Raw genomic sequence first — 9,698 nt, 5'->3', positions numbered from 1 at the left:
CTGCTTCACGAGCAAACGCTTCAAGTGCTTTCTTATCCATATTGTCCATCCTTAGCCTTAAAGGCTTAAGTCTAGACAGTTACACAGAATTCGGGACACCCTCATCAAAAACAATCATCGATGAGAGCATTCGAAAAAATCGCTTTATTATTGTTCGATAATACCATTCTGAATATAGGTATATAAATCAAGAGGGTTATTTAAACCTTATTTCGTGTTATTTGATTTATCTGTTCATCGGTTTCCGTTTCTTCAACTCGTTAACTCAGCTTTCATATTCTTAAACTACCAAATCTTCAAGCTCTTAAATGATCGAGCTCTCCAGTTTTCAAGCTCTTAAATTATCAAAGTAAGCCTGAACAAATTTAACGAACACTTGGTGTTTCTTTGCCGGATAAATAACTTGCGGATAGAAAAGGTAAATACTGTTGCCTTGTTGCAGACATTCATCAGGCAACACTTGCTCTAACTCTCCAAGCTCGACCTCTTTCGCAACGTAGTAACTTGCAATACGGATGATGCCACTGCCTGCCATAGCTTGTTGTTTGAGCAAGTGGTTGTCATTGCTTGAAAGCCAACCGGACACATCAATATTTGCCGATTTTAAAGGCCACTCGGTTTGGTGCAGCGTTGCTAAGCATTGATGGTCATTTAAGTCGTTGGCATTGTTGGGGCGGCCAAACTGATCAAGATAGCCGGGAGTCGCGACTAAATCATGCTGATAGCTAATCAAGTGTTTCGCCACCATGTTGTCAGGTGGCGTGTTGGTGGCACGAAACGCGATATCGATATCATCTTGATTGAGATTAAAGTTGGTGTAGCTGCTGTTTATCTCAAAGCGGATTTCTGGATATTGTTGCCTAAACTGTTGGCAGATATCGAATAGATATACCTCAGTAAACATCTTTGGCGCCGTGAGGCGTAATAGACCTTTGACGATGTCGTGTTGCTCTGAAACGCTGCGTTCAAGCTGTAAGACTTGCGAACGAATCGTTAAGCCTTGTTGTAACGCGCGTTCGCCTTCTTGGGTTAAACGAACACTGCGCGTGGTTCTGACCAAAAGCGGGCACTGTAAATCGCTCTCTAAACGTTTGATCTGCTCAGAAAGGTAGCTCTTAGAGATACCGAGCTTTTCGGCTGCCTTGGTAAAGTTGAGTTGCTGAGCAAGTTCTACAAACAGGATCAGTCGTTCAATTCTTTTGTGTTCGTTCATTCGCGCGTTCCTATCAATCTATTGTTCGTCATATCAAACAATCATTTCGTAACTAGCATATTCTGTTTTTTTAAAAGAACAATATGATAGAGGCATATTTCTGGTCAGCAAATTTTCTAAGCGAGAATCGATATGACGAACAGCATTGAATCTACAAACAAAACGAATGACAAAAAGAGTATCCCATTATCAAACCATCTGCCGAATGTTGGGCAAGTTGTCTATGGTTGCATGGGGCTAGGTGGTGGCTGGAATGATAACCCAGTGACAAGTGCGGATGTTGCTCAAACACGAAGTGTAATCGACACCGCACTAGAATCCGGTATTAACTTATTCGATCATGCGGATATCTATACCTTCAGCAAAGCTGAGCAAGCCTTTGGTCAAGCTTTACAACAAGCCCCTGAGTTGCGCGAACAGATGTTCATTCAATCTAAGTGTGGGATTCGTTTTGAAGGTGAGGGCAATGTTGGTCGTTATGATTTCTCGGCTGATTGGGTAAGCCAATCGGTAGACAGTATTCTCAACCGATTGAATACTGAAAAGCTCGATGTGCTGTTATTACATCGCCCTGATCCTTTGATGGAACTCGATGAGCTGGCAAGAACGTTAGAGCACTTAAAAGCGCAAGGTAAGGTCGATTTCTTTGGTGTGTCGAACATGAACAGCCATCAAATTCAGTACCTGCAATCTGCGCTCGGGCAGCCCATTGTCGCGAATCAAGTTGAGATGAGCTTAGCCAAGCTGGATTGGTTGAATGATGGGGTGATGATTAACTCGCAAGGGCATCATCAATCAGATTTCGCCGCAGGCACACTAGAACATTGCCAAATCAATAACATCCAACTGCAGGCTTGGGGTTGTTTGGCACAAGGCCGATTTGCTGAGCAAGGTTTGTATTCAGAACATGAACACGTGAAAAAGACGGCGCACTACGTGGCTCAGTTAGCAAATCAATATGGCGTAGAAAGTGAAGCGATTGTGTTGGCCTTTTTGCTTCGTCACCCTGCTCGTATCCAACCTGTTATTGGCACCACAAATCTAGACCGAGTCAAAGCTTCAGCGGTGGCGACTCAGATAAACCTGTCTCGTGAAGAGTGGTACAACTTATACGTGTACTCACGTGGTCAAGCGCTGCCATAAGGAATAAACATGTTGAATCAAAAGATCGCACAACAATTGGTGTCTAACGCTCTAGATATTGCCGAGCATAATCAACAAGCAATTGCGGTGAGCGTGTGTGATACGCACGGAGAGTTATTGGCGTTTATTCGCATGGATAATGTGAGCTTACAAGCCGGGTTGTTAGCACAGAACAAAGCTTATACGTCTGCAAGAGACAGGCAGCCAAGCGGTAACTTAGGCGCTTGGGCGAGAGAAACTGGTAAAGACTTAAGTTACTGGACCGACTCAAAGATCACTGGCTTTAAAGGCGGTGTTCCCATTGAGATAAAGGGGCAGGTGATTGGCGCAATTGGCATCAGCGGATTGAGTGAAGATGACGATGAAGCGCTCGCCGAAAAAGTTATCCAACGAGTGCTCTAAGCGCTGTTGCTTGTGAAGTAACTGAAGCTAGAAACAACAGATAATAAAAAACCGATGCATGTGCATCGGTTTTTTATTTAAAGAGACTCAAGTTCTTGAATCAATCGAATCCATTAAGCGTTCGCTTGTTCCAGATCTTGTTGCTTGTCTTTCTTACCCATTAGGCGGCTTGTGATCGTACCGGCTGTCATTGCACCTGATACGTTAAGCGCTGTACGTGCCATATCGATAAGGGGTTCGATAGAGATAAGCAGTGCTGCAATCGTTACTGGAAGCCCCATAGCTGGCAGCACGATAAGCGCCGCGAACGTTGCACCGCCACCTACGCCAGCAATACCGAATGAGCTCACTGTGATAATAGCAATTAGAGACAGAATGAAGTTGATGTCCATTGGGTCGATACCAACCGTAGGCGCGACCATGACTGCGAGCATTGCAGGGTAGATACCCGCACAACCATTCTGACCAATCGTCGCACCGAAAGTTGCAGACAGGTTAGCAATCGCTGGTGGCACATTTAGCTTAGTAATTTGAGCTTCAACGTTCAGTGGAATCGTTGCAGCAGAACTACGCGAAGTGAAAGCGAACGTTAGGACCGGCCAGATTTTTTGGAAGTACTCTTTTGGGTTTACACCAACAAAAGAAACCAACACACCGTGAACAACGAACATCAGGATAATAGCTACGTAAGAAGCAACGATGAAACCGAGTAGGCTTAGGATGTCTGAAGCACTCGATGTTGCGACTACTTTCGCCATTAAGGCAGCAATGCCGTATGGCGTGAGTGCCATGATCATCTTAACTAAGCGCATAACGATAGATTGCGCAGCGTCAACGAAAGTACGGATCGGTGATTCTAGCTCTTCTTTCTCAGCCATTACTTTACGAGCAGCAATACCTGTTAGAACGCCGAAGATAACCACCGCGATGATAGACGTAGAGCGTGCACCGGTTAGATCAGCAAACGGGTTAGTTGGAATGAAGCTAACCAGCATTTGTGGAATTGTTAAGTCAGACACACTTCCCATGCGGCTTTCTAGTGTTGCAATACGAGCCGTTTCACGAGCACCTTCGGTTAAGCCTTCTGCCGAAAGACCGAATGCCTGAGCCACTGCAATACCTACGATTGCAGAGATCGCTGTTGTTGCGAGTAATACTGAAATAGTGATACCAGAAATCTTGCCCAGTGAACCGCCTTTCTCAAGCTTCACCACGGCTGCAATCATTGAAACCAAGACTAATGGCATGATCACCATTTTTAGTAGGCCAACATAGCCACTGCCAACAACATTTACCCAATCCAACGTTTCTTTGATGGCTGGATTGCCTTCGCCAAATAGCAGCTGTAAGCCTAGGCCGAATGCGCTACCAAAAACTAAACCGAGTAAAACGAGGCGAGAAAGTGTGTTTTCTTTTTTCTGCTGTCCGTAGAGAAAAAAGAGGATACCAGTGAATACCGCTAAGGCAGCGATAGCTGAAAATGACATTTGTTTTCCTTATGAATCTCTTTAAATCGATAGGGCGCTTAGATATATGGGCGCAAATACTGTTAGCTACAGTAGCGACCTGTAACAAAACGTAAAATAAGGAAAAGTAATTTATTAGAACGATTAGTAATATCCACTCAATAGGATGGGTGGATATTCAACATTGTGATGAATAGGTGAGCTTTTTAGCGATATTTTGCCAATAAATTGAGCATGTCACTTGACGAGTAAATTTCGATATTTTGGAAATTATTTTCGAATAACCGGAACAACATTGCTTTGGCTACGTCTTCCGACTGAATAGGGCGTAGGTTTTTGAACTTACCAAGCATAAATGGAGACAGCAGAGGAAAGACACTTTGCAGGAGTTTTTCATCAGCTCTAGGTTCATCACGCTCACCCACCAGAGGCCCAGGGCGTGCGATGAAAAGCTGCTTGAAGCCAATACGTTTTAAATTTTGTTCCATTTGTCCTTTACAGCGAAGGTAGTGCGAATAGGAATCTGGTGAAGCGCCATAGCTAGAAACGACCGCTACGCGTTGAACCCCAAGAAACTTCATCGACTGTGCGACTTGGCTAACCAGTTCCACATCGATTTTGCGAAGCGCTTCTTTTGATCCTGCCTTTTTCTTAGTCGTACCTAAGCAGATAACGCCAAGATTAGGCGTCGCATTCGTGTCATCCCAACTGGTAACTTGCAGGTCGCTGTGAATGAGTGTGTGGAGCTTGTTGGAATCAAACTGTGAATCTAACGCTCGGCGAGATAGGGCATAGATATGATCAACGGCGGGTTCATCGATGAGCAACTTCATCACATGATGACCAATTAACCCGGTTGCACCAGCCACCACGACCGATGTTTTGTCTCCAGAAATGCTCATTTTAATCCCTTCTTCACTCCACAAGTGCTTGTTTAATATAAACAGTGTTTGAATTTTAAGCGAATAAAAGTTTGTTAAACGAGTGGTCAGTAGTATGTGGGGAGTCGCCTGTTTATGGAAAAAGAGATGATTTAGTTTGGCTCGACGCATAAGTACGGTCTGAAGCATAAGTACGATATGAAACATAATGGCGGTGGGAAAGATAAATGCGGTTTGAAACTTAAGTTAGGCGTTAAACATAACAAAGCCCGCTGGGCGACGGGCTTTGTTACTTTTCTTGCTTCTTACTAGGTAAAGGACAGTGGGATTTTCCTTACCTTTTTGCTAGCTTTCTTACTTGATTTATTTGGTTTTCTTTTACTTGAATTTGGAATCATTACACCTCCTAAATCGTTGTTCTGTTTTGTCTTTCAATCGATTGTCTTTCTTCGTGTAGCGTCAGTGTTGTGGGCATTCACTGTATGGGTACTTATCAATGGAGAGATTAATAAGTAATTTAGATAAGGCATAAACGATGCCAAAATGTAAGTTATTGATAAATCTATTATCAGTATTATTTGTGTTTTAGGGTTCGTCAATTTGACTGTCAATCTGAGAAAAAACCAGTGTGATCTGTTTAAATTAAGAACACTCTCTGCGGTTTCTGCCACATAGCCATAGATACAGCCTTGCTTAACACGTAAACTGAGTCGTAATTCACATAGACCAAGGACGTGCTATGAACCTCAAGCTTGATACTCTTGCTCCCACTCAGATTTATCACCTGATGACACAAACCGTTGTTCCTCGCCCGATTGCGTGGGCATTGACGGAATCTTCTGACCAAGAGTACAACCTCGCGCCTTTCTCTTATTTCACGCCTGTTTCTAGTAATCCGCCGTTACTGATGTTATCGGTTGGGAAGAAGCCGTCCGGCGAAATCAAAGATACCACTCGTAATGCCCTAGAAACGGGTAAGCTAGTGATTCACATTGCTTCTTCAAGTTCTGCCGAAACCATGACGGCGACAGCAGCTACCCTTGAACATGGTGATTCGGAAGTCACCGCGAATAACATTGATCTGGTTGAATTTGAAGGCTTCTCTTTACCGAGATTGAAAGAGTGCGCGGTCGCTTTTGGATGCACCTTGTACGAAGTAAAAGAGGTTGGAGAAGTGCCACAAAGCCTTATCTTTGCTCAAGTCGAAACCGTGTACATTTCCGAAGACGTGATCGACAAAGACAGTGAGCGTCTTAAGATCGACGCGTTAGCACTTGATCCTTTATCTCGATTGGGTGGCGGTGAATACGCCACGCTTTCCAATGTGTTTTCTGTCGCACGCCCTAAGTAGCAATACCTAAGTAGCAGCCCTATATCAACGTACCCAGAATAAGCGTTTTTAAAAACTATGTTAGATACCCAATACTCGCAGTACATCCAACACCGAATTGACCAAAAAACCAAGCCACTTGGCGCACTTGGCTTACTAGAAAAAGTCGCACATCAACTGGCTTTGATTCAGAGCCAAGGCAAAGAAGCTGCGGTTGAACACATCGAATTGAATAAGCCAAGTATCATCATTTTTGCTGGCGACCATGGCATTGCTGACGAAGGCGTGAGTATTGCTCCAAGCGCGGTAACACAACAGATGGTGTTGAACTTCTTAAGCGATGGCGCGGCGATCAATTGCTTCTGTGCGGTGAATAATATCGATATCACGGTAGTCGACACGGGGATATTGTTGCCTGTGGAATCAGACAGTGACATGTTGATCTCTCAGCGTTTGGGTACGCGAACCAATAACTTTGCCAATGAAGCGGCAATGAGTTTAGAAACGGTTGAACGTGGGATTGAACTGGGTACAGATCTTGTATCTAAAACCATTTCGAATGGCACCAATATCATCATGTTTGGTGAAATGGGTATCGGAAATACCAGCAGCGCATCAGCGATCTTAAGTGCATTAGCGAATCGTGCTGCAGCGGAGTGTGTTGGCCTAGGCACTGGCATCAACAATGAACAGCTTGCACGTAAAGTGGCTGTGGTTGAGCAAGGTGTCGCGCGTTGCAAAGGTTTAGATGCGAATGAAGTTAAAGATATTAAAGAGGTACTCGCACAAGTCGGTGGCTATGAAATCGTTCAAATGGTCGGTGCTTTCCTTGGCGCTTACCAAAACAAAACCCCAGTATTAGTCGATGGCTTTATCGTGTCGGTTGCGGCGTATGTCGCGACTTTAATTGAACCGAGTTGCCGAGACTATATGATCTTCGCCCATCGCTCTGAAGAGTCAGGACACAAAATTCTGTTAGAGCTGCTCGACGCTGAGCCACTGCTCGATCTTGGATTGAGATTAGGCGAGGGCACAGGTGCTGCGCTAGCTATGCCAATCATTCGTGCGGCAGCCGAGTTCTATAACAACATGGCGAGCTTCGAAAGTGCTGGAGTCACGGTTTAATGAGTGATGCACCAGAAAGATCGTTGAAAGATCGAGTTACTTATCAGTGGGAGCTTTTTGCGCTGGCGATGGGTTTCTTTTCTCGCTTGCCAATGCCGAAAAACACGCCCTATTCTACAGAGCGAATGAACCGTTCTGGTCGCTACTTTTCAACGGTTGGTTTGTTGCTTGGTGTTCTGTGTGGCGGTGTGTTCTTGCTACTTGATGTGGTACTGCCGAGTGCAGTAGCGATCTTTTTGATGATGAGTTTTAGCCTGATGCTCACTGGCGCATTCCATGAAGATGGTTTGACTGATATGGCCGATGGCATTGGTGGCGGCATGACCCTAGAACGCCGTTTGACCATCATGAAAGACAGTCGAATCGGTACTTATGGTGCGTCTGCTCTGATTATGGCTCTGCTTGGCAAGTGGGTGCTGTTGAATGAACTCATAAGCATGACGGGACTGTTTATGGTAATCGTGACCAGTTATACCTTTAGCCGCGCGATTGCTGCATCGCTAATTTACGACATGCCTTATGTCAGTGATTTAGATACCAGTAAAAGTAAACCATTGGCCAACAAGCAAACCAAAGGCGAACTTGTCTTCTTGTTGCTGGTAGGCGTGCTGCCTAGCCTGTGGTTTGGTCTTGAATTCGCTTTGGTTTTATCTGTCGTCGCCTATCTGTTCAGAACAGGTTTTAAAACGTGGTTAACGGCTCGAATTGGCGGCTTTACTGGGGACTGCTTGGGTGCGGCTCAACAGTTAATGGAGTTGCTGACTTACCTTGTATTCATTACTGCATTTTACAATGGCTTTCTATAACGGCTTCCTATGACCAACACGAATGAAACTATTCAAGCTAATCAAATTAATCAAGCAAGTCAGCGAAACAGCCATTTGGTATTGGGCGGGGCTCGTTCTGGTAAGTCTAGTTTTGCAGAGCAACAAGCATTATGTGCGCTTGAAGCATGTTCAAATGGACGCCTCAATTATATTGCGACAGCGACATATCTTGATGATGAAATGCGAGAACGAATCGCGCACCATCAACAACGTCGTGGCGAGCAGTGGATTGAGCATGAAGTACCCGTCGAATTAGCCGAAAAACTGCAGTCTTTTGAGAAAGAAGATGTGGTATTGATTGATTGCCTAACCTTGTGGTTGAACAACATCATCTTTGAACTGGGTGATGACGCAACTAATGAACAGGTTGAAGCCGTGGTTGAAGTATTGGTCAAAAGCGTCGAGCAAAGTCCGGCGCAAATTATCATGGTCTCTAACGAAGTCGGTTTAGGTGTGGTGCCGCTGGGTAAAGTGTCTCGCTTGTTTGTGGACAATGCAGGACGAATGAACCAAGCGCTAGCTCGCGTCGTTGAGCGCGTCACGCTGGTTGCTGCCGGATTGCCGCTGCACTTAAAACCATCTAATCACTTGCTTGATATTCAAGGCTAGGTCGCACACATGGTCAATGGAACAACCAAAAACATCTATTTGTTAAGACATGGCAAAGTCGAAGGAAAAGCTGCGCTCAATGGTTTATCTGATGTGCTGGTCAACTCTGATCTTCAAGAACAGATATGTGAGGCACTAACTACACAAGACATTACCTTTGATAGCGTGGTTAGCTCTCCACTAAGACGATGTGGTGATCTCGCGAGCTTGTTTGCAGAGCGTATGTCTGTGCCTTTATCAGTTGCATCGGGTTTTCAGGAAATGAACTTCGGTGAAGTAGATGGTGTCCCATTTGATGAACTTGAAGACAAGTGGGGAATGTTAGAAACCTTTTGGAAAGACCCTGCTAATCATCAATTAACTGGCGCAGAAAGTTTACAGAGCTTCCACGACAGAGTAACTCAAGCTTGGTCGCAACTTTTGAATGATTCAAGTGACAACATATTGTTGGTTACTCATGGTGGTGTGATTCGCATACTGCTAGCGCACTGCCTTAATATTGATTGGAAAAACCCGAGTTTGTACTCGAAGTTATCGATAGAAAACGCATCGATAACGCATATTCAAATCACTCAGTTTGCGCAGAGCTTTATCAGCGTTAAATCGATAGGGATACCTGTTCTCTGAGTGTTCAAAAAACACAGTTTAAGAATTAACAATCTTTTAGATCTGTAAATAGAAACAGAAATATAAATAGAAGTA

General features: G+C 44.4%; 10 protein-coding genes. 7 read left to right on the top strand and 3 right to left on the bottom strand.

The genetic code is table 11. The features are described from left to right. Nucleotides 1-328 precede the first annotated feature (328 nt). Nucleotides 329-1,213: a LysR family transcriptional regulator gene (locus F0229_RS20065; protein WP_171733540.1), complete on the bottom strand. Its 885-nt coding sequence runs from the start codon at nucleotides 1,211-1,213 to the stop codon at nucleotides 329-331. 132 nt (nucleotides 1,214-1,345) lie between these two features. Here F0229_RS20065 and F0229_RS20060 point away from each other — a divergent pair, with 132 nt between their 5' ends. Together F0229_RS20060 and F0229_RS20055 are read left to right on the top strand one after the other, a co-directional pair. Continuing rightward, nucleotides 1,346-2,356, top strand: a complete 1,011-nt coding sequence (locus F0229_RS20060) for an aldo/keto reductase family oxidoreductase (RefSeq protein WP_171733539.1) — start codon at nucleotides 1,346-1,348, stop codon at nucleotides 2,354-2,356. A 9-nt stretch (nucleotides 2,357-2,365) separates the two neighbouring features. Beyond that, a complete protein-coding gene (locus tag F0229_RS20055; protein ID WP_108185695.1) occupies nucleotides 2,366-2,758 on the top strand; it encodes a heme-binding protein in 393 nt (130 codons plus the stop codon). Nucleotides 2,759-2,871: 113 nt separating this feature from the next. Here F0229_RS20055 and F0229_RS20050 read toward each other — a convergent pair whose 3' ends face one another. Together F0229_RS20050 and F0229_RS20045 are read right to left on the bottom strand one after the other, a co-directional pair. Beyond that, a complete protein-coding gene (locus tag F0229_RS20050) occupies nucleotides 2,872-4,245 on the bottom strand; it encodes an L-cystine transporter (RefSeq protein ID WP_102444625.1) in 1,374 nt (457 codons plus the stop codon). A 185-nt stretch (nucleotides 4,246-4,430) separates the two neighbouring features. Next, nucleotides 4,431-5,126: an NAD-dependent epimerase/dehydratase family protein gene (locus F0229_RS20045; RefSeq protein ID WP_017059149.1), complete on the bottom strand. Its 696-nt coding sequence runs from the start codon at nucleotides 5,124-5,126 to the stop codon at nucleotides 4,431-4,433. Between the two features lie 718 nt (nucleotides 5,127-5,844). On the opposite strand from F0229_RS20045, the gene F0229_RS20040 reads away from it, so the two are divergent. The 5 genes from F0229_RS20040 to cobC are packed head-to-tail and all read left to right on the top strand — an operon-like array spanning nucleotide 5,845 to nucleotide 9,623. Beyond that, the gene (locus F0229_RS20040) at nucleotides 5,845-6,456 is read left to right on the top strand and encodes a flavin reductase family protein (RefSeq protein WP_017065519.1); all 612 of its coding nucleotides are present in this window, start codon (nucleotides 5,845-5,847) and stop codon (nucleotides 6,454-6,456) included. A gap of 57 nt (nucleotides 6,457-6,513) precedes the next feature. Continuing rightward, nucleotides 6,514-7,560: a nicotinate-nucleotide--dimethylbenzimidazole phosphoribosyltransferase gene (gene cobT / locus F0229_RS20035; RefSeq protein WP_017065520.1), complete on the top strand. Its 1,047-nt coding sequence runs from the start codon at nucleotides 6,514-6,516 to the stop codon at nucleotides 7,558-7,560. Then, nucleotides 7,560-8,366 carry an adenosylcobinamide-GDP ribazoletransferase gene (locus F0229_RS20030; RefSeq protein ID WP_017066160.1) on the top strand — a complete coding sequence of 269 codons (807 nt, stop codon included), beginning with the start codon at nucleotides 7,560-7,562 and terminating at the stop codon, nucleotides 8,364-8,366. The genes cobT and F0229_RS20030 overlap by 1 nt, the downstream gene beginning before the upstream one ends. Before the next feature lie 9 nt (nucleotides 8,367-8,375). Further along, nucleotides 8,376-8,996, top strand: coding sequence for a bifunctional adenosylcobinamide kinase/adenosylcobinamide-phosphate guanylyltransferase (gene cobU / locus F0229_RS20025; protein ID WP_017059154.1), 621 nt, complete (start codon nucleotides 8,376-8,378; stop codon nucleotides 8,994-8,996). Nucleotides 8,997-9,005: 9 nt separating this feature from the next. After that, nucleotides 9,006-9,623, top strand: a complete 618-nt coding sequence (cobC, locus tag F0229_RS20020; RefSeq protein ID WP_017059155.1) for an alpha-ribazole phosphatase family protein — start codon at nucleotides 9,006-9,008, stop codon at nucleotides 9,621-9,623. Nucleotides 9,624-9,698 lie beyond the last annotated feature (75 nt).

The organism is Vibrio sp. AIC-3 (genome assembly GCF_013114515.1).
Taxonomy (GTDB): domain Bacteria; phylum Pseudomonadota; class Gammaproteobacteria; order Enterobacterales; family Vibrionaceae; genus Vibrio; species Vibrio crassostreae_C.
The sequence above is the reverse complement of the archived record's forward strand: the minus strand, read 5'-3'. Positions and strand labels throughout refer to the sequence as shown.

What these genes read in the sequence shown, in the direction of transcription:
- F0229_RS20065 (WP_171733540.1), bottom strand. Translation starts at nt 1,213, where the DNA reads ATGAACGAACACAAAAGAATTGAACGACTGATCCTGTTTGTAGAACTT.
- F0229_RS20060 (WP_171733539.1), top strand. Translation starts at nt 1,346, where the DNA reads ATGACGAACAGCATTGAATCTACAAACAAAACGAATGACAAAAAGAGT.
- F0229_RS20055 (WP_108185695.1), top strand. Translation starts at nt 2,366, where the DNA reads ATGTTGAATCAAAAGATCGCACAACAATTGGTGTCTAACGCTCTAGAT.
- F0229_RS20050 (WP_102444625.1), bottom strand. Translation starts at nt 4,245, where the DNA reads ATGTCATTTTCAGCTATCGCTGCCTTAGCGGTATTCACTGGTATCCTC.
- F0229_RS20045 (WP_017059149.1), bottom strand. Translation starts at nt 5,126, where the DNA reads ATGAGCATTTCTGGAGACAAAACATCGGTCGTGGTGGCTGGTGCAACC.
- F0229_RS20040 (WP_017065519.1), top strand. Translation starts at nt 5,845, where the DNA reads ATGAACCTCAAGCTTGATACTCTTGCTCCCACTCAGATTTATCACCTG.
- cobT (WP_017065520.1), top strand. Translation starts at nt 6,514, where the DNA reads ATGTTAGATACCCAATACTCGCAGTACATCCAACACCGAATTGACCAA.
- F0229_RS20030 (WP_017066160.1), top strand. Translation starts at nt 7,560, where the DNA reads ATGAGTGATGCACCAGAAAGATCGTTGAAAGATCGAGTTACTTATCAG.
- cobU (WP_017059154.1), top strand. Translation starts at nt 8,376, where the DNA reads ATGACCAACACGAATGAAACTATTCAAGCTAATCAAATTAATCAAGCA.
- cobC (WP_017059155.1), top strand. Translation starts at nt 9,006, where the DNA reads ATGGTCAATGGAACAACCAAAAACATCTATTTGTTAAGACATGGCAAA.